The sequence below is a fragment of the Inediibacterium massiliense genome (assembly GCF_001282725.1).
In the GTDB taxonomy this organism is placed as follows: domain Bacteria; phylum Bacillota; class Clostridia; order Peptostreptococcales; family Thermotaleaceae; genus Anaerophilus; species Anaerophilus massiliensis.
Map to the genome: position 1 here is coordinate 1,312,195 of NZ_LN876587.1, position 19,508 is coordinate 1,331,702.

General features: G+C 30.9%; 19 protein-coding genes. All 19 read right to left on the reverse strand.

What is annotated here, in order from left to right:
• Positions 1 to 3 precede the first annotated feature (3 nt).
• The gene (infB, locus tag BN2409_RS14890; protein WP_110943166.1) at positions 4 to 2,022 is read right to left on the reverse strand and encodes a translation initiation factor IF-2; all 2,019 of its coding nucleotides are present in this window, start codon (positions 2,020 to 2,022) and stop codon (positions 4 to 6) included.
• 2 nt (positions 2,023 to 2,024) lie between these two features.
• Entirely contained in the window at positions 2,025 to 2,360 is a 336-nt protein-coding gene (locus tag BN2409_RS14895; RefSeq protein ID WP_053957393.1) for a L7Ae/L30e/S12e/Gadd45 family ribosomal protein, read from the reverse strand.
• A complete protein-coding gene (rnpM, locus tag BN2409_RS14900; RefSeq protein WP_053957394.1) occupies positions 2,350 to 2,622 on the reverse strand; it encodes an RNase P modulator RnpM in 273 nt (90 codons plus the stop codon). Before rnpM ends, BN2409_RS14895 begins: the two co-directional genes overlap by 11 nt.
• Before the next feature lie 13 nt (positions 2,623 to 2,635).
• Positions 2,636 to 3,694, reverse strand: coding sequence for a transcription termination factor NusA (gene nusA, locus BN2409_RS14905; protein ID WP_053957395.1), 1,059 nt, complete (start codon positions 3,692 to 3,694; stop codon positions 2,636 to 2,638).
• Positions 3,695 to 3,710: 16 nt separating this feature from the next.
• The gene (gene rimP / locus BN2409_RS14910) at positions 3,711 to 4,175 is read right to left on the reverse strand and encodes a ribosome maturation factor RimP (protein WP_053957396.1); all 465 of its coding nucleotides are present in this window, start codon (positions 4,173 to 4,175) and stop codon (positions 3,711 to 3,713) included.
• A gap of 272 nt (positions 4,176 to 4,447) precedes the next feature.
• Positions 4,448 to 8,713 carry a PolC-type DNA polymerase III gene (locus BN2409_RS14915; RefSeq protein ID WP_330375481.1) on the reverse strand — a complete coding sequence of 1,422 codons (4,266 nt, stop codon included), beginning with the start codon at positions 8,711 to 8,713 and terminating at the stop codon, positions 4,448 to 4,450.
• A gap of 48 nt (positions 8,714 to 8,761) precedes the next feature.
• Positions 8,762 to 9,817, reverse strand: coding sequence for a flavodoxin-dependent (E)-4-hydroxy-3-methylbut-2-enyl-diphosphate synthase (gene ispG, locus BN2409_RS14920; RefSeq protein WP_053957398.1), 1,056 nt, complete (start codon positions 9,815 to 9,817; stop codon positions 8,762 to 8,764).
• 13 nt (positions 9,818 to 9,830) lie between these two features.
• On the reverse strand, positions 9,831 to 10,865 hold the full coding sequence (gene rseP / locus BN2409_RS14925) for an RIP metalloprotease RseP (protein ID WP_053957399.1): 1,035 nt from the start codon (positions 10,863 to 10,865) through the stop codon (positions 9,831 to 9,833).
• 29 nt (positions 10,866 to 10,894) lie between these two features.
• Entirely contained in the window at positions 10,895 to 12,040 is a 1,146-nt protein-coding gene (locus BN2409_RS14930; RefSeq protein WP_053957400.1) for a 1-deoxy-D-xylulose-5-phosphate reductoisomerase, read from the reverse strand.
• 105 nt (positions 12,041 to 12,145) lie between these two features.
• Complete coding sequence (locus BN2409_RS14935; protein ID WP_053957401.1) at positions 12,146 to 12,931, reverse strand: phosphatidate cytidylyltransferase; 786 nt, start codon at positions 12,929 to 12,931, stop codon at positions 12,146 to 12,148.
• A 17-nt stretch (positions 12,932 to 12,948) separates the two neighbouring features.
• Positions 12,949 to 13,713 (reverse strand): isoprenyl transferase, encoded by a 765-nt coding sequence (locus BN2409_RS14940; protein ID WP_330375482.1) that lies wholly within the window; start codon positions 13,711 to 13,713, stop codon positions 12,949 to 12,951.
• 65 nt (positions 13,714 to 13,778) lie between these two features.
• The gene (locus BN2409_RS14945) at positions 13,779 to 13,964 is read right to left on the reverse strand and encodes a hypothetical protein (protein ID WP_053957403.1); all 186 of its coding nucleotides are present in this window, start codon (positions 13,962 to 13,964) and stop codon (positions 13,779 to 13,781) included.
• A gap of 3 nt (positions 13,965 to 13,967) precedes the next feature.
• A complete protein-coding gene (gene frr / locus BN2409_RS14950; RefSeq protein WP_053957404.1) occupies positions 13,968 to 14,525 on the reverse strand; it encodes a ribosome recycling factor in 558 nt (185 codons plus the stop codon).
• 2 nt (positions 14,526 to 14,527) lie between these two features.
• Positions 14,528 to 15,238 (reverse strand): UMP kinase, encoded by a 711-nt coding sequence (pyrH, locus tag BN2409_RS14955; RefSeq protein WP_053957405.1) that lies wholly within the window; start codon positions 15,236 to 15,238, stop codon positions 14,528 to 14,530.
• 115 nt (positions 15,239 to 15,353) lie between these two features.
• Positions 15,354 to 16,001, reverse strand: a complete 648-nt coding sequence (tsf, locus tag BN2409_RS14960; RefSeq protein ID WP_053957406.1) for a translation elongation factor Ts — start codon at positions 15,999 to 16,001, stop codon at positions 15,354 to 15,356.
• Positions 16,002 to 16,090: 89 nt separating this feature from the next.
• Positions 16,091 to 16,789, reverse strand: a complete 699-nt coding sequence (gene rpsB, locus BN2409_RS14965; protein ID WP_053957407.1) for a 30S ribosomal protein S2 — start codon at positions 16,787 to 16,789, stop codon at positions 16,091 to 16,093.
• 413 nt (positions 16,790 to 17,202) lie between these two features.
• Positions 17,203 to 17,652: a DUF6115 domain-containing protein gene (locus tag BN2409_RS14970; RefSeq protein ID WP_053957408.1), complete on the reverse strand. Its 450-nt coding sequence runs from the start codon at positions 17,650 to 17,652 to the stop codon at positions 17,203 to 17,205.
• 17 nt (positions 17,653 to 17,669) lie between these two features.
• Positions 17,670 to 17,993 carry a hypothetical protein gene (locus tag BN2409_RS14975; RefSeq protein ID WP_053957409.1) on the reverse strand — a complete coding sequence of 108 codons (324 nt, stop codon included), beginning with the start codon at positions 17,991 to 17,993 and terminating at the stop codon, positions 17,670 to 17,672.
• 4 nt (positions 17,994 to 17,997) lie between these two features.
• Entirely contained in the window at positions 17,998 to 19,485 is a 1,488-nt protein-coding gene (locus tag BN2409_RS14980; RefSeq protein ID WP_053957410.1) for a DUF342 domain-containing protein, read from the reverse strand.
• Positions 19,486 to 19,508: the final 23 nt, after the last annotated feature.

Consider the following 19,508-nt stretch of genomic DNA (forward strand, 5'->3'; position numbering starts at 1 on the left):
CTTCTATCCTCTTTTTACTTCTTCTATTATATATGGTTCGATGATATCTCCTTCTTTAAGGTCATTATAATTTTCAAGACCTACTCCACATTCATATCCTGTTGCTACTTCTTTTGCATCGTCTTTAAAACGTTTTAAGGAGCTAATTGCACCTTCAAAGATAATAATACCATCTCTTAAAAGTCTTACTTTTGCATTTCTTGCAATTTTTCCTTCTTGTACGTATGCTCCTGCAATAGTACCTACTCCAGGAACTTTAAATGTAGCTCTTACTTCTACTTTTCCTAAAACTACTTCTTTATATTCAGGATCAAGCATACCTTTCATAGCTGCTTCTATATCTTCAATAGCTTCATAGATAATTCTATATGTTCTTAGATCTACATTCTCATTTTTTGCTAAATGCTCTACCATTGAAGATGGTCTTACATTAAATCCAATAATAATAGCATTAGAAGCTGATGCAAGCATAATATCTGATTCTGTAATAGTTCCTACTCCACCATGAATCATTTTTACTTTTACTTCATCATTGCTTAATTTTAATAATGATTGCTTTACAGCCTCAACAGATCCTTGTACATCAGCTTTTACAATAACATTTAATTCTTTTACATTTCCTTCTTGGATTTGTTTGAATAAATCTTCTAAGGAAACTTTTGCAGTAGCATTTAAATTTTCTTCTCTTATCTTTGCGCGTCTTTTTTCTACAATTTGACGTGCGATTTTATCTTCTTTCACTGCATGAAATAAATCTCCTGCTTGTGGTACATCTGAAAGTCCTAAAATCTCTACAGCAGTTGCAGGACCTACTTTTTTAATATTTTTTCCTTTATCATTAATCATGGCTCTAATTCTTCCATAAGAAGCTCCTGCAACTAGGGAATCTCCAACCTTCAATGTTCCATTTTGTACAAGAATAGTAGCTACAGGACCACGACTTTTATCTAGTTTTGCTTCAATAACTGTACCCAATGCTAATTTTTTTGGATTTGCCTTTAATTCTAACATTTCTGCTACAAGAAGAATCATTTCTAATACATTTTCAATACCTTCTCCAGTTTTAGCAGAAACAGGTACAGAGATTACATCTCCACCCCATTCTTCAATTAAAATACCATTTTCAGATAATTCTTGTTTCACTCGATCTGGATTTGCTCCTGGCTTATCCATTTTATTAATGGCTACAATAATCGGAACGTCAGCAGCTTTCGCATGGCTGATAGCTTCTATGGTTTGAGGCATCACTCCATCATCTGCTGCAACTACTAAAATTGCAATATCTGTAATACTCGCTCCTCTAGCTCTCATAGATGTAAATGCCTCATGTCCTGGTGTATCTAAAAAGACTATTTTTTTGCCATTTACCTCTACCTCTGAAGCTCCTATATGTTGTGTAATTCCACCTGCTTCTCTATCTGTCACATGAGTATTTCTAATAGCATCTAAAAGAGAAGTTTTACCATGGTCGACATGACCCATTACAGTAATCACTGGTGGTCTTTCTTTTAAATCTTCTGGTCGATCTGGCGTTTCTTCAAATTCAAATTCTACCTCTTCTTTTTCTTCTTTTTGAACTTCTATTCCAAATTCTAGCGCAATAGAAGCTGCAGCATCAAAATCAATTTGTTGATTGGCAGAAGCAAAAACTCCCATACCAATTAACTTCGTAATAACTTCTGAAACATTTTTTCCTATTTGATCTGCAAATTCCTTTACTATAATAGTTTCTGGAATCTGAATCTTCTTTTCTTCTACTTTTTCTACTTTTTCTATTTCTTCTTTTTGCACTTCTTTTTCTTTTTTTGGTTTTTCAGTTGTTTTATTTTTCACAGTAGGTTTTACCTTTTCACTTTCTTGTTCTGAATTGTCATAAAGTTCTTTCATAACATCTACTATATCTTCCTCTAATGTACTCATATGATTTGTAATTGTAATATCGAGTTCCTCCAATTTGTGAATTAATTCTTTACTTGTAATTCCTAGTTCTTTAGCCAATTGATATACTCTCATTTTTGACATATCTATTCACCCCCCAAGTGATTTGGACATTCCTTTTCGTCTTGAACAAGGGAAAGAATCTTAGTAGCAAATCCTTTATCTTTTATACCATATACGGTCCTGTTTGATTTTCCAACAGCTTTTGATAGGCTTTCTCTATTTGCATAGATGAGAAATGGAATGTTTCTATGGTTTGCCATATCTTTAAACTTCTTTTTTGTATTCTCTGATGCATCTTGTGGAATAATAATTAATTGTATAGCTTTTTTTTTTGCATACAATGTACAAGTATCTTCCCCAGTCACTAGCTGGCCTGAACGCTGAGCTAGACCTAAAAAAGAAAAAATTTTATTTTCCATCCGTAGATAACTCCTCGTATAATCTTTCATAGATTTCATTATCGACTTCTTGCTCAAAGGCTTTGTTTAATGCTTTTTTCTTATGCATTTTTTTTAGACACTCTATATCATTACAGACATAAGCACCTCTTCCAGCAGCTTTCCCTGTTTTATCTAAGTTTATTTCTCCATCTTTAGACTTTACTACACGAATTAACTCCTTTTTTGGCTTAGATATCATGCAACCAATACATTGTCTTAGGGGTATCTTCTTTACTTTCATCTTAAAGTACCTCCTATTCTTCTATTGTATTTCCCATTTCTTTATACTGAGATTCGCTTTTAATATCAATTTTCCATCCAGTTAATTTAGCCGCTAGTCTTGCATTTTGTCCTTCTTTTCCTATAGCCAATGACAATTGATAATCAGGCACTACCACTAAAGCAGTTTTTTCGTTTTCTCTAGGTATAACCTTTAACACTTTTGATGGACTAAGAGCACTTGCAATTAATTCTTCTGGATCATCGCTCCATTTGATAATATCTATTTTTTCTCCTTTTAGCTCATCTACAATAGTCTGAACTCTTACTCCCTTGTGCCCAACACAAGCTCCTACAGGATCCACATTTTCATCTACAGAGTACACAGCAATTTTTGTTCTAGACCCTGCTTCTCTTGAAATACTTTTAATTTCTACTATTCCATCATGAATCTCAGGTACTTCTAATTCAAAAAGTCTTTTTACAAGACCTGGATGAGTTCTAGACACTAAAATTTGAGGTCCTTTTGTTGTCTTTTTTACCTCAACAATATACGCTTTGATTCTATCATTTTGATTGTATACTTCTCCTGGAATCTGTTCTGTAGGTGTAAGCACTGCTTCTGTCTTCCCTAGATTAATAAATGTATTTCCTTTACTAATTCTTTCGACAGTCCCTGTTACAATTTCACTTTCTCTATTCACAAACTCATTGTAGATAATACCTCTCTCAGCCTCTCGAATTCTTTGCACTACTACTTGTTTTGCAGTTTGTGCAGCAATTCTTCCAAAGTTTCTAGGAGTAACTTCTCTTTCTAGTACATCTCCGACTTCATAATTTTTATCTACTTCTTTTGCTTCTTCAACACTTATTTCAAGTAATTCATCCTCCACTTCTTCCACTACATCTTTAAGAGAAAATACACGTACGTCTCCACTTTCTCTGTCAATATACACCTTTACATTTTGGGATGTTCCATAATTTCTTTTGTATCCAGAAATAAGAGCCGCTTCAATGGCTTCAATTAATATATCCTTTGAAACCCCTTTTTCTTTTTCAATTTGATCTAATGCTTCAATAAAATCTCCATTCATCTTTTACACCTCCTTATCAAATCATAACAGACAATTTTACTTTAGCTGTTTTCTCTTTTGGTATAGAGATGATTTGATCTTTACTTGTTTTTACATGAATATGTTCATTCTCTAATGATACTAACTCGGCTTCTATAAGTTTTTGTCCCTCTATAGGTTCATATAAATAAATTTCAATCATTCTTCCTTTATATTTTTCAAAATCTGTATCTTTTTTAAGTGGTCGATCTAACCCTGGAGAAGATACTTCTAAATAATAATTTTGTTCAATAGGATCTATTTCATCTAGTTTTTCACTTAAGAACTCACTCACCATTTGACAATCATCCAAATTTACTCCATCTGCTTTATCTATGTATACTCTTAAAAACCAATTTTGACCTTCTTTTACAAACTCAACATCTACTAACTCTAGTTGTTTTTCATTTGTAAAAGGCAAAATTAATTCTTCTACAATTTCCACAACACGTTTTTTAGCCATTTTATCCCTCCTCGTGACTAAAATTTTATATATTATTATATATACATATTTTTTCGAAAATGTATATATATTATTCTTTAATTAAAAAACTCGCATATTCCTCTTGGAACTGCTTATGGTCTAAGGGAAATCTTTCATTTCATCCAAGATTTCCTAATGCATAAAAAATAAATGAAATAACACGAAAGAGTGGGGTAACTTCCCACTCTTTATGGTAATCACCTATTTATCTATCATTCAGATTATAGCATAACCCTAATTAATATGCAACTCTAAAATAGGGAAAGCTGGTTGGTATCAGGTAGATTGAATAGGCAACCATGATTTTTAAGAGTCTCAATAACTGTTTTTGTAACTTTCGTTCTTTCTCTTATGTCCTCAATAGAAATAAATTCACCATTTTTTCTGGCTTCACAAATGCTTTTTGCTGCATTTTCTCCAACTCCTTGAAGTCCACGAAGAGGAGGAAGTAATTTGCCATCTATAATTTTGAATTGATCTGAATCAGACTTGTATAGATCTACTGGTAAAAACTCAAAACCTCTACAATACATTTCATAAACTACTTCAAGGACTGTGAGTAGATCCTTTTCTTTTTGTGTTAATTGATTATTCGGATCTTCTAATTCCTTAATCTTATCTTTGACAATTTCTTTTCCCTTTATTACTAATTCTGCATCAAAATCTGCAGCTTTTGTAGTAAAGTATGTAGCATAAAATGCCAGAGGATAATGAACTTTAAAATAAGCAATCCTAAAAGACATCATTACATAAGCTACAGCATGTGCCTTTGGAAACATATACTTTATTTTATTACAAGAATCAATATACCACTTTGGTACATTATTTTCTTTCATCAAAGCCTCATCTTCAGGAGTAAGTCCTTTTCCTTTTCTTACTTTTTCCATAATTTTAAAAGATGCTTTAGGAGGTAACCCCTTTAAAATCAAATAATTCATAATGTCATCGCGAGTTGAAATTACATCTTTTAATGTTGCAATATTTTGCCTTACTAGATCTTGTGCATTGTTTACCCATACATCTGTTCCATGGGATAATCCACTGATGCGTACTAGCTCCGCAAAGGTTGTGGGCTTTGTATCCACAAGCATTTGTCTTACAAACTTTGTTCCAAACTCAGGAATTCCCAAGCTTCCTACCTCACATTTAAAAGTATCATCTATAATTTTTAAAGGCTCTGAACTTACAAATATTTTAACGGTCTCTGCATCACCTAGAGGAATATCTTGTGGGTCTACTCCTGTAATATCTTGAAGCATTCTAATGATCGTAGGTACATCATGACCTAATATATCTAGCTTTAATAATCTACCACTAATAGAATGATAATCAAAATGAGTGGTAATCACTCCTGACGACCCATCATTGGCAGGATATTGGATAGGTGTAAAATCGAAAATTTCCTTATAATTAGGAACTACCATAACTCCTCCTGGATGTTGTCCTGTAGTCCTTTTTACTCCTGTACAGCCACTAGACAGTCTTTCTATTTCTCTGTTATTGATAGAAATTTCTCTTTCTTCAAAATATTTTTTCACAAATCCATAAGCTGTTTTCTCTGCAATAGTTCCAATGGTTCCCGCACGAAATACATATCCTTTTCCAAATAACTCTTCTGTATACTTATGAGCATTAGGTTGATACTCCCCTGCAAAGTTTAAGTCTATATCCGGTTCTTTATCTCCTTCAAATCCTAAAAATACTTCAAAGGGGATATCATGTCCATCTTTTAAATAGTCTTCACCGCATACTGGACATTTTTTATCTGGTAAATCTGCTCCACTTCCAATTGACCCATCTGTAATAAATTCTGAATGCTTACATTTTTTACATATATAATGAGGGGGAAGGGGATTCACTTCTGTAATATCACTCATAGTAGCCACAAAAGAAGATCCTACAGAACCTCTAGATCCTACTAAATATCCATCACTTAAAGATTTGGTTACAAGCTTTTGAGCAATTATATACATCACAGCATATCCATTACTAATAATAGAATTTAATTCTCTATCTAGTCTCTTTTTTACAATTTCAGGAATTGGATCTCCATAAATACGAACGGCTTTTTCGTAACACATATTTCTTAAATCTTCTTCCGAACCTTCTATAATAGGTGGATACGTATCATCTGGAATAGGAATAATATTTTCTACTAAATCAGCAATATAATTTGGTCCATTGATTACTACTTCTTTAGCTACTTCCTCTCCTAAATATTTAAATTCTTCTAACATTTCATCAGTGGTTTTAAAATATAGAGGAGCTTGATTGTCTGCATCACTAAAGCCTTGCCCTCCCATTAAAATTCTTCTGTAAACTTCATCATGTGGATCTAGAAAATGAACATCTCCCGTTGCAACAACTGGTTTTTTATATTTCTTCCCTAAAGAAACAATCTTTTTATTCATTTCCTTTAACTCATCTGTATTTTTAACAAGTCCTTTTTCAATCAAAAAATGATTATTCTCTATAGGTTGAATTTCTAAATAATCATAGTATTTTGCAATATCATCTATTTCTTTTTGTGATTTATTTCCAACTAAGCTTTTGTATAACTCTCCTGCTTCACAAGCTGTTCCTATAATGAGTCCCTCTCTATATTTCGACAAAAGAGATTTTGGGATTCTCGGCCTTTTATAAAAATAATCAATATGAGATGAAGAAATAATCTTATATAGATTTTTCAGTCCTATATAATCTTTCACAAGTATAATAATGTGAAAAGTATCTAATTTTTTTACGTCTACTGATTTTTGATACAACTCATTTACTTCATTTAATTTTTCTATTCCTTTTTCTTTTAATAAATCTAAAAACTTTATAAAAATTTCTGCTGTAGCTTGTGCATCATCTACTGCTCTATGATGATTCTCTAAACTTACATTTAATTCTTTTGCAAGTATATTTAATTTATATCTTTTTAAATGAGGAAGTAAAATTTTAGAAAGTCTTAATGTATCAATAATAGGATTATAAAATTCTAAATTCATTCTTCTACAATTTTCTTTTATAAAACCCGTATCAAAACCTGCATTGTGAGCCACTACAGGGTCATCTTTTATAAAATCTAAAAATTTTGGTAAAATTCCCTCAATCGTAGGTTCATTTTTCACCATATTATCTGTAATTCCTGTTAGTTCTACTATTTTAGGGGGTATTGGAATTTGTGGATTGACAAGAGCATTAAACTTTTCAATAATCTCTCCATTTTTTATTCTTACAGCTCCTATTTCAGTAATTTTATCATTTTTGCTAGAAAGCCCTGTCGTTTCAATATCAAATACTACATAAGATTGGTCTAATGTTTTTTGATTTCCTCCAATCACTATAGGTTCTCCATCATTTACAAGATAGCCTTCTACTCCATAAATGACTTTTATATCATTCTTTTTTGCAGCTTCCATAGCTTCAGGAAAAGCTTGTACAACACCATGATCTGTAATGGCAATAGCTTTGTGTCCCCATTCTTTTGCTCTCTTTACAATGCTTGAAGTAGAAGATACTCCATCCATAGCACTCATTTGTGTATGAACATGAAGTTCTACTCTTTTTTGCTCTCCATAGTCTTTTCTTATCTTGGCTTGTGATTTTAAAATATCCTTTGCCATAATCACAATTTCTCTTGAAAAAGTGTCATATCTAGCTTCTCCTCTTACTTTTACATAGTTACCTTTTCCTAGTCCTGTTACAAGTCCTTCTAATGCTTCTTTTTTAACAAATAATTTTACTGCAATAGAACCTTTATAATCTGTAATACTAATTACACCTAAACTTTTTCCATTCTTTAATTCTCTCCACTCTACATCAAATATTTCTCCTTCTATAGAAACAACACCTGATTCTTCATTAACAGTAGGTATGTATACAATAGAATCATTAAATTTTTTACCTAAAATCACAGATTCATTAGATATAGATTTTTTTGTTTCTTTTGTAGGAGCTAATTCTACCTCATTCATAATATTTTCAATTAAAACTTTAGTTTCCTCTTCTTTTTCTTTTATATACTCATCTAAATTTTCATTTTGGCATTTATTATTTTGTTTAAAGATTACCTGAATTTTTTGGTGAAATTCTGATTCAATCAAATGCTCAATCAAATCATCTATCTTTTTTTCTTTTAAAGTCTCTATTCCCATCTCATCATATATATCTATAGACAATACTTCTTGATTCCAATGAAAGACTGCTTCTTTTAACCAACCTAGTGCACATGGATTGATTTTCTTAATATAATAAATAATATTTTTCCAATAAGTATTTATATTGCTTTCATCTATTTTCATATTTCTATAGGACATATTCAATTGAATATCTTTTACAAAAGGAATATTTTGCTTGATGTTTTTTATAACATTTTCTAATAAAGATTGATCCACTAAATGATCTGAATATAGTGAAAAACTAAGAATCTTCTCTTCTTTATGATAAAGTATTTTCTCTACATATGGATTCTCCTTTAATATAACATGAGAAGCAATATGACTAATTGCTTCACTTAAAAGCTTATTCACTTTCATCCCCCTTTCCTAAATCTATGTTTCATTTAACTAAAAGAGGAATTACATTTTCATAATTTCTTCCATAAGCACTTTTTCAATTTCACTTTCTTCAATTTTTTTGATGATTTGTCCTTTTTTAAATAAAAGAGCAGATGACTTTCCTCCTGCAATTCCTATATCTGCATCTTTTGCTTCTCCTGGTCCATTAACAGCACATCCCATAATAGCAACTGTTATATTTTTATTGATACCTTCTAATCTTTTTTCTATTTGATTAGCTAAAGAAATTAAATCAATTTGACATCTTCCACAAGTAGGACAAGATATGATTTTAACTCCGAAGTCTCTTAATCCTATTGTCTTTAGAATTTCTCTTCCTACCTTTATTTCTTCTGTAGGATCTCCTGTTAGCGAAATTCTTAATGTATCTCCAATTCCATCTAATAACAATGCCCCTACTCCAATAGATGATTTTATGGTTCCACTTTTTATTGTTCCTGATTCTGTTACTCCTATATGTAGAGGATAATCTATCTCTTGTGATATTAAACGATACGCCTCTAGTGTTAATTTTAAATCAGAAGCTTTTAAAGAAACTACCGTATCATAAAATTTCAATTTTTCCAATATCTGAATATGTTCTAGTGCACTTTCTACCATAGCCTTTGGTGTTATTTTCCCATATTTTTCAATAATCTTTTTATCAATAGATCCTGCATTGACTCCAATTCGAATAGGAATGTTCCTTTCTTTTGCAGCTTGTGTAACTTTTTTGACTCTTTCTATATCTCCAATATTCCCTGGATTAATTCTTAATTTGTCTACACCATTTTTTATACATTCAAGAGCTAATCGATAATCAAAGTGAATATCTGCAACAATAGGAATATGGATATTTTTTTTGATTTTCTCTACTGCATCCGCAGCTTCTAAATCGAGTATTGCAACCCTTATAATTTCACAGCCTGCTTCTTCTAATCTTTTGATTTGATCTATTGTCTTTTTAATATCTCTTGTATCTGTATTTGTCATAGATTGAATAGAAATAGGAGCCTCTCCTCCTATTTCTATATTCCCACAATTCACTTTTTTTGTTTTTTTTCTATTTATATTCATTTTTCCCACCAACCTAATAAAATCTCATAATATCTTTATAAATCATAAATACCATTAGTCCCATTAAAAGAACAAATGCTGTAAAATGAATAAAACCTTCTTTTTCAGGGTCTAAAGGCCTTCCCACAATTCCCTCTGCTAATAAAAATACGATTCTTCCTCCATCTAAAGCAGGAATTGGCAATAAGTTAACAATTCCTAAATTGACACTAATCAGGGCTGCTAGACGTAGAACATTATATATATTTGTTTTTGCTGCTTCTCCTACTAAATAAATGATTCCTACTGGTCCTACTACGTCTTGAGAAGAAACTTTTCCTTTAAACAAATTACCAAAGAATCCTATCATCTCATCAATCACTAAAAACATTGTATTCCATCCTGCTTTTATAGATAGTAAAAAAGACTTTTGAGCCTTTGGTGCAATCCCAATAGCTCCTTTTTTAGTTTTTTCATCTATTCTAGGAATAATAGAAATACTTTTTTCATTTCCTTGTCTTAGGATTTTCATATCTATAGAAGGATTTTTATTATTTTGAATGGTTTTTTGTATTTCTTGCCAATTATTCATTTCTTCTTCATTAATAGATAAAATCTTGTCTCCTGCTTGTATTCCTGACTTTTGTGCAGGAGAATTATTCATTACATTTTGTATGGTAGTCGTAGGAAAACCTATCATATAAAATATAGTTGTAAACAATAAAATTGCCAATACAAAATTCATAAACGGACCTGCTAAAATTACTGATATTCTTGCCCATAAAGGTTTATTATTAAAACTCCTTGCATCATTTGATTTTTCATCTTCCCCTTCCATTTTCACATATCCTCCTAGAGGAAGAATTCTTATAGAATATTCTGTTTCCTGTCCTTTCTTTTTAAATATTCTAGGTCCCATTCCAATAGAGAATTCATGTACCTTGATCCCTACAAGTTTTGCCACAGAAAAATGTCCAAACTCATGAAAAACTACAAGCACTCCAAATACAACAATGGCTACAAATCCTATAAATATTTTTTCTGTAATTAAACTGAGTATTGTTTCCATCATCTCACCACCTTACGAAATTTGAATCCTTACAAAAGATTTTTTACAAATTCTCTTGTAGCATGATCGATCTCTATAATTTTATGAACATCTAAATTATGTATTACATCATGCTTTTCCATGGCCTTTTGTATTCCTTTAGGAATATGATAAAATCCTATTTTTTCTTGTAAAAATAATTCTACCAATACCTCATTTGCTGCATTTAAAACTGTGGGAAGACTTCCCCCTATTTTCAAGGCTTCATAAGCAAGATTTAAACATGGAAATGTATCTAAATCTGGTTTTTCAAAAGTCAAGCTTCCAAGTTCAAAAAAATCAAGCTTTTTTTCATCTCGTTTTACTCGATCTGGATAGGTTAGTGCAAATTGAATAGGTACACGCATATCAGGATGCCCCATTTGAGCCAATATAGAGCTATCTTTATATTCTACCATAGAATGAATGATACTTTGTGGATGAACCACTACATCAATTTGTTCTAAATCCACATCAAATAACCATTTCGCTTCAATGACTTCTAAGCCTTTATTCATAAGTGTGGCCGAATCAATACTAATCTTTCTTCCCATATTCCATTTAGGATGTTTTAGTGCCTCTTTTACTGAAACATTTTCTAAATCACTTCTATGAAGTCCTCTAAAAGGCCCCCCTGATGCTGTGAGAATAATTCTCTTTATATCTTTTAAATTGTATCCTTTTAAACATTGAAAGATTGCACTATGTTCACTATCTACTGGAAGGATTGCTACATTATTTTTTTTCGCTTCTTCCATCACGATCTTTCCTGCTGTTACTAATGTTTCTTTATTAGCAAGTGCAATATCTTTTTTATTTTTTATGGCCTCTAGGGTAGGAATCAATCCTATCATTCCTACCACAGAAGTCACAACTAAATGAACCTGACTTAAGGTAGCTATGGAAATAAGTCCTTTTATACCATGTAAAACTTCAGTTTTTTTACCCCCAAGTCTTTTTTTTAATTCTATTGCTTTTTCTTCATTCATAACAGCTACGGCTATAGGATGAAATTCTTCGATCTGTTTTTCCAATAAATCAATGTTATTATTTGCACTTAATCCTAAAATATTAAACTTTTCTTTGTTATTTCTTACTACATCTAAGGTTTGTGTTCCTATTGAACCTGTAGATCCTAGTATACTAATATTTTTCATTGAATCATCCTTTCTTCGTCTATGACTGTATCCTAAACGATTATATTGATAAGTTAAGTATTCTTGAAATTTATTTTAGTAAACTTATATGTCAATCTCTTACACTTATAAAAGAAAAAACATCATATAATAATATACTACTGGAGCAGTAAAAAGTATGCTATCAAATCTATCTAACACTCCTCCATGTCCTGGCATGAGTTTTCCATAATCTTTGATCCCTGTATATCTTTTAAATATGGAAGCTGTTAAATCTCCAATTTGTCCTAAAACACTTCCTACAAACCCTATCATAATACAATGAATAAAAATTTGAGGAAGAACATAATAACCAAACAAAGCACTGATCATTACACTTCCTAGCACTCCTCCCACTGCCCCTTCTATTGTCTTTTTAGGACTTATAGTTGGACAAAGCTTTTTAGATCCAAGTAAATATCCGCTAAAATATGCAAAGGTATCCGTAGCAAATGCTACAATAAAAACTAGCCATATCAGATCATTATACTGAGATAAATGTGCTACAAATACAATATGATACATAAAAAAAACAATATAAAACATTCCAATAGCCGTAATAGAGGAAGCTGTTATGTCTATTGGTTTGCTAAATAATATTTTCATTAAAATCATTAAAGTACATATAAAAAACCACAACATAATCCATTTTAAACTCAATCCATAAAAAGTAATCATACTCATGAAAATAATACTGAAAAATCCAATTTTCTTATACGGGAAAATCTGAATTTTTTCAAAAGCATTAAAAAATTCATGAATTGCAATCAAACTTAATATGAGTACAGAAAAATCAAGAATCATTCCTTTGTTTATCACTATAAATAGGAATAAAGGGATTGCCACTAATGCAGATATAATTCTTATACCCATTTATCTCACCATCCTTATTAAATTCCTCCAAATCTTCTATCTCTTTTTTGATAATCTAAAATAGCCTTCATCAAAGCATCTTTGTTAAAATCAGGCCAAAAAATATTTGAAAACCAAAACTCACTATAAGCAATTTGCCATAATAAAAAATTACTTATTCTTAATTCTCCACTAGGACGAATTAAAAGATCTGGATCTGGTAAGCCTTTTGTATATAAGAATTCTTCTATCATATGTTCATCAATCTCTTCAATTTTAATCCTATTTTCTTTTACTTCTTTACAAATCTTTTTCACAGCATGAATAATTTCGTCCCTGCCTCCATAATTTAGAGCAATATTTACAACTAATCCTGTATTATTTTTCGTAAGCTCTACAGAAGCTTCTATTTCTTCTATAGCAGCTTTAGGAAGTTTTTGGATATCTCCTATGGTTCTAATTTTTACATTGTTTTTATGTAACTCACTTACTTCTTGCTTTAAATAATAAATTAATAATTGCATAAGGGCAGATACTTCTTCTTTAGGTCTTTTCCAATTTTCTGTGGAAAAGGCATATAAAGTAAGATGCTGAATGTGCAAATTAGAACAAGTTTTAATAATTTCTCTTAATGCTTCTACACCTGCTTTATGTCCAGCACTTCTTGGTAATCCTCTTTTTTTAGCCCATCTTCCATTCCCATCCATTATAATTGCAATATGCTTTGGCAAATGATCCATATCTACTTTTACTACTTCATTTTGTGGTTTATCCTTTAAAAAAACTTTTTTAATCCATTTCATCATGCAATTCCTCCAATTAAATTAAACCCAAGAAAATATTTTTAAACCCCCTAGTGACTGGGGGCTTAAAAATAACTCACGGTTAATTCTAAATATTTATGAATGTATTTTTGTCTAATCACTCTACATTCTCCTATTTCTTCTTTTGCTTTAGGGGAATTGGTTTTTACGATGGATATTTCAAATTCCGATCCAAGGATATCAATAGCCTCTTGCAATGGAAATCCTACTACATCAGATACCTTATCCAAAGTTTATACCTCCATTAATTCCTTTTCTTTATTATTTACCATTTCATCTATTGATTTAATTGCTTTGTCTGTAATCTTTTGCACTTCAGCTTCAGCTTTTTTTAAATCATCCTCTGAAATCTCAGCATTTTTCTCCATTTTCTTTAAATGATCATTTGCATCTCTTCTTTGATTTCTAATAGCAACTTTTGCTGCTTCTCCAGTTTTTTTGACAACCTTAATCATGTCTTTTCTTCTTTCTTCTGTTAACTGTGGAATGGGCAATCTAATAATCTTTCCGTCATTAGAAGGGTTAATACCTAAGTCTGATTGAGTAATGGCTTTTTCAATCAATTGCATTACACTTCTATCATATGGTTGCACTACTAAAAGGCGAGGTTCTGGTGCTGACACACTAGCTACTTGCTTTAGTGGTGTAGGTGTTCCATAATAATCGATCATTATTTTATCTAACAATGAAGGATTTGCTCTTCCTGCTCTTAATGCATTTAAATCTTCTTTTAATACTTGAAGGGTTTTATTCATTTTTCCTTCTAACTCTTTATGTACTCCTAAACTCATATTTATTCCTCCTTTACTAATGTCCCTATTTTTTCACCTAAAATAACTTTTTTAATGTTTTCAGGTTTATTTAAACCAAACACTACAATAGGAATTTTATTATCCATACAAAGAGAAGTTGCAGTAGAATCCATTACGCCCAATCCTTTATTTAACACATCAATATATTTTAATTCATCAAATTTCTGCGCACTTGAATTGATGTTTGGATCTGAATCATACACGCCATCTACTTTTTTTGCAAGTAAGATGATTTCTGCTTCAATTTCTGCCGCACGTAATGCTGCCGTAGTATCTGTAGAAAAATAAGGATTTCCTGTTCCAGCAGCAAAAATAACTACTCTTGCTTTTTGTAAATGTCTTACTGCTTTTCTTCTGATATAAGGTTCTGCAATTTGTCTCATCTCTATTGCCGTTTGCACTCTAGTTGAAACACCAATACCTTCAAGAGCATCCTGAAGTGCTAAAGCATTGATTACAGTTGCTAACATCCCCATATAATCAGCTGTTGTACGATCCATTCCTTTTCCAGTACGGCCTCTCCAAAAGTTTCCTCCTCCAACTACAATAGCTACTTCTACTCCTAAGTCAGAAATTTCTTGAACTTGTGTAGCAATTGCATCAAGAGTCTTTTCATCTAATCCAAAACCTTTTTCTCCAGCTAAAGCTTCTCCACTTAATTTTAATATGACTCTTTTATATTTAGGACTCACCTTATACAACCTCCGTCTATAATATTCTACATCTCCTATAAAAAACCTTTTGCATTATGATTTTATCTTAAAAAAGAGAACACGAACTGTGTTCTCTATTTTAAGTTTTTAATGATTAATTATTCATTTGTTTTGCTACTTCTTCTGCAAAATTTTCTTCTTTCTTTTCTATTCCTTCTCCAACTTCAAATCTAGCAAATCTTCTAATAGATAAATTTTCTCCTATTTTAGAGATTTTTTCATTTAATAGATCTTGAATTGTCACGTCTGGATCTTTAATGAAAGGTTGCTCTAGAAGACATACTTCTTTATAATACTTTTCTATTCTTCCTTCAACCATTTTATCTACAATTTTTTCAGGTTTTCCTTCATTTAATGCTTGATGTCTTAAAATTTCTTTTTCTTTTTCTATAGCTTCTTGAGGAACTTCTTCTCTTTTAATATATTGTGGATTAGAAGCTGCAATTTGCATTGCTACATCTTTTACAAAAGTTTTGAATTCATCGTTTTTAGCAACAAAATCTGTTTCGCTATTTACTTCAACTAATACGCCTATTCTACCTCCATGGATATAAGCTTCTACAAGTCCTTCTGCTGCAACTCTTCCTGATTTTTTAGCTACTTTTGCTAAACCTTTTTCTCTTAAAACTTCAACAGCTTTTTCCATATCTCCATTAGCTTCCATTAAAGCTTTTTTACAATCCATCATTCCAGCACTTGTTTTTTCTCTTAACTCTTTAACCATTGCTGCCGTTACAGCCATAATAAATGCCTCCTTATGTACATAAAATATATTAGAATGGGTAAGAGAAGCAAGGAAACTTATTCCTTCTTAACCCTTACCCTTCAAAATTATTCTTCCATTTGTTCCCCTTGTTTTCCTTCTATGATTGCATCTGCCATTTTTGCTGTAATTAATTTTACTGCTCTAATAGCATCATCATTAGCAGGGATTACATAATCTACTTCTTCTGGGTCACAGTTTGTATCTACAATACCTACAACAGGTATTCCTAATATTTGAGCTTCTCTTACTGCGATTCTTTCTTTTCTTGGATCTACTACAAAAAGTGCTCCTGGAAGATCCACCATATCTTTAATTCCGCCTAAGAATTTTTCAAGTTTTTCTTGTTCATTTTTTAATTGAATAACTTCTTTTTTAGGAAGAACATCAAAAGTTCCTTCTTCTTCCATTTTTATTAATTCTTTTAAGCGATTAATTCTTTTTTCAATTGTCTTGAAGTTTGTAAGCATACCTCCAAGCCATCTTTGATTTACATAATACATTCCACTTCTTTTTGCTTCTTGCTCAATAGATTCTTGAGCTTGTTTTTTTGTACCTACAAATAAAACAGTTTTGTTATTTGTTGCTACTTCTTTAATAAATTCATAAGCTTCTTCTACTTTTTTAACTGTTTTTTGTAAATCTATAATATAGATTCCGTTTCTTTCTGTGAAAATGTACTCAGCCATTTTAGGGTTCCATCTTCTTGTTTGATGTCCAAAGTGTACCCCTGCTTCCAATAATTGTTTCATTGAAATAACTGACATTTTCTTCACCTCCCTGGTTTTTTTTCCTCCACCTTGTTCATCTTTTCAAACGACCTAACGGCACCAATTTGAAAATTCCAAAGTGTGTGTGTTTGTCACCTTAAGTAGTATATCACAAGGCATATTCCTTTTGCAACAATAAAATATATTTTTGATCAATTAAATTACAAAGTTATTTTTTCCATTTTTATAATAAAATATACTCAAATATTAACAAGATGCATTTTAGCAAAGTTATAAACACTAGGAACATTTATTGAAAATTTGTGAAAATATAGAATAAGTAAGAAAATGATTAGCATTACACTGTTTGAACATAGTGAGTTTGTAATGCTATTTTCGATCGTTTCTATATATTTTCTAAATTTGAAAATCAGTGACGTTTTTTATAACTTTGTCTATAAGCTTGTGTACTATTCTTCTATTTTATTTAAATTACAAATAAGCTGTACCTCTCCTATTCCTTTATTTAACTTCTTGGCAATTTGTGAAGGGGTGTACCCTTTTTTTATTAGCATGAAAATTTCTGTAGCATCCTTTTCCTCTATATGAGATTGGCTTTCTTTATCATATTTATTACTTTCATCTATTTTTAAGGTTTTATTTCCCATATTTTCATCTATATTCTTTAATATATCATAAAGATCTTTTGTCTTTTTCTCTAAGTCTAATACAATATTTTCATGAATACCTTCTAGTTCGTTCATTATATTTTGAGCTAAATGTATATCTTTTAATAATTGATTTTCTTTACTTTCTATATTTTTATAAAATTGTTCTTCTTCTTTTTTACTTTTTTTGATCCATATAAATGAAACGATCATGATACCTATTCCTATAAAAAAAAGTATGTAGTCAATCATATTTTCTCCCCATGATTTTATATTTTAATATCAATATTTTGCCCAATTCTTTGGCCCTTGATATCTTTTTCTCTTTTCTCTTCTTTATCTTGCTTTTTTTTCTTTTGATTAAAATCACTATTATTTTTTTCTTTCTTTTTCTCTTGATTATTTTTGATATGTGGCTGATCTTTACTTTCCGATTCATTTACTTTTTTGAGTTGATGCTCTACACTTTTTTTGTCTTGCTGTGCCAAAAGTTCATGTTCTGTTTTTAATTGATTAAACTTTGTTTGATTTTCTTCGGACTGTTGTTGAGTTTTAGGAATCATTACTCTAAAGTCAATGGGCCTTATGCTCATTTCATCATCTCCTAGACTCTATATAAGGATTTATTTTAATTTCTCCATCCTCTCTTACAATTGTAGCACTATAAATATCATCTCTTATGTAATATAGAGAATTTCCAATGGTTATTTTTACTCCTGGATGTATAATAGATGACACATTTACTTTTCCAGTAGATAGCTCTTGCACTACATTTTGTAATCGAAGTAAATCATAATTTACTGTCTCTATTTTTTTATTTAAATAACCTTCTGTATGAATAGACTTTGCTAATAAATTTTGCTTTTCTTGAGGGAGGGGTGCCTTTTTAGAAATCCTAGTCAAAAGCTCAATGGCTTTTCTTACATTTTCTTTGTTTTTATATAAAAGTTCTAATTCCTGTTTTAGACTTTCATATTTTTCTTTTATTTCTGGGTCTATCCCTACATCTATTTTCGTAGTCGTAGCCATAGATGATCCTATAGTCTTAGCATTTACTTCATAATTTGCTCTGATTTGTCCTCCTACAATCAATCCTTTTTTACCAATAGCACTTACTGATTCTTTGGATTCTAGATGACAATGCATTATAGCTTCAGCAGAAATATTACCATCTGCTTTTACATAACAATTTTCCATATATTTAGCAACAATATCTCTTTTACTAATTAGCTTTCCACAATTATAGCCTTGAATCCCTTTATGAAGTATTATATTGCCTTCTGTAATAATAGTAGCCCCTTCTACTACTCCATAAACTTCCACATCATCTGTGCATTCTATTTTAAATCCTGTGCGAACATTTCCCTTTACAACCACTTTTCCATTAAAATAAATATTTCCCGTAGAATTGTCTACATTTCCAGTGACTTCATATACTTGAAGTACAGTAATTTTATCATCAACTATTTTTACCTGCCCATCTTCTATTGCAGCTAAACTTAATCCATCTTGAGTTTCTATTACATTTTTTCCTTTTTTAAAATGCATTTCTTTACCATTTTTGGCTCTTATGATCTTCCCTGTAATAGTAATTCCATCTACTCCTTCTGTGGGTAAAGTTCTTTTGGCTAAAATCATTCCTTTTTGTACACACTGAATTAAATTAAGTTCTTTAAAATCAACTTTTCCATCTTCATCCATTTTAGGTTTAAACTTTGTATGGATATCAAAGAAATATTCAATATTTCCATCAATCCCATCTGTTACTTCTCTTCCTGTTGCAATAACTTTTTCTGTAATAAAAATGTTTTCTTCAATCATACAATTGATCATTGAATGATCAATACCATAGACAATTTTCTGTTCTTTGAGAATATGATCTACATCTTCTTTCGTAATCATTCTTCCCCCTTTAGGAGGATCAATACTAAGATAAGCATACATTTCATCTTTTGAAATTCTAATATTTGCTTTTGCATCTATAAGCTCTTCTTCATCTATAGCTTCATCTTTGATTTCTACGTCTATATTATATTCTTCTAGTTGCTTCAACATCTCCTTTTCAATTGTAGACTCATTACCCACTAAACATCACCATCCCATTGTCA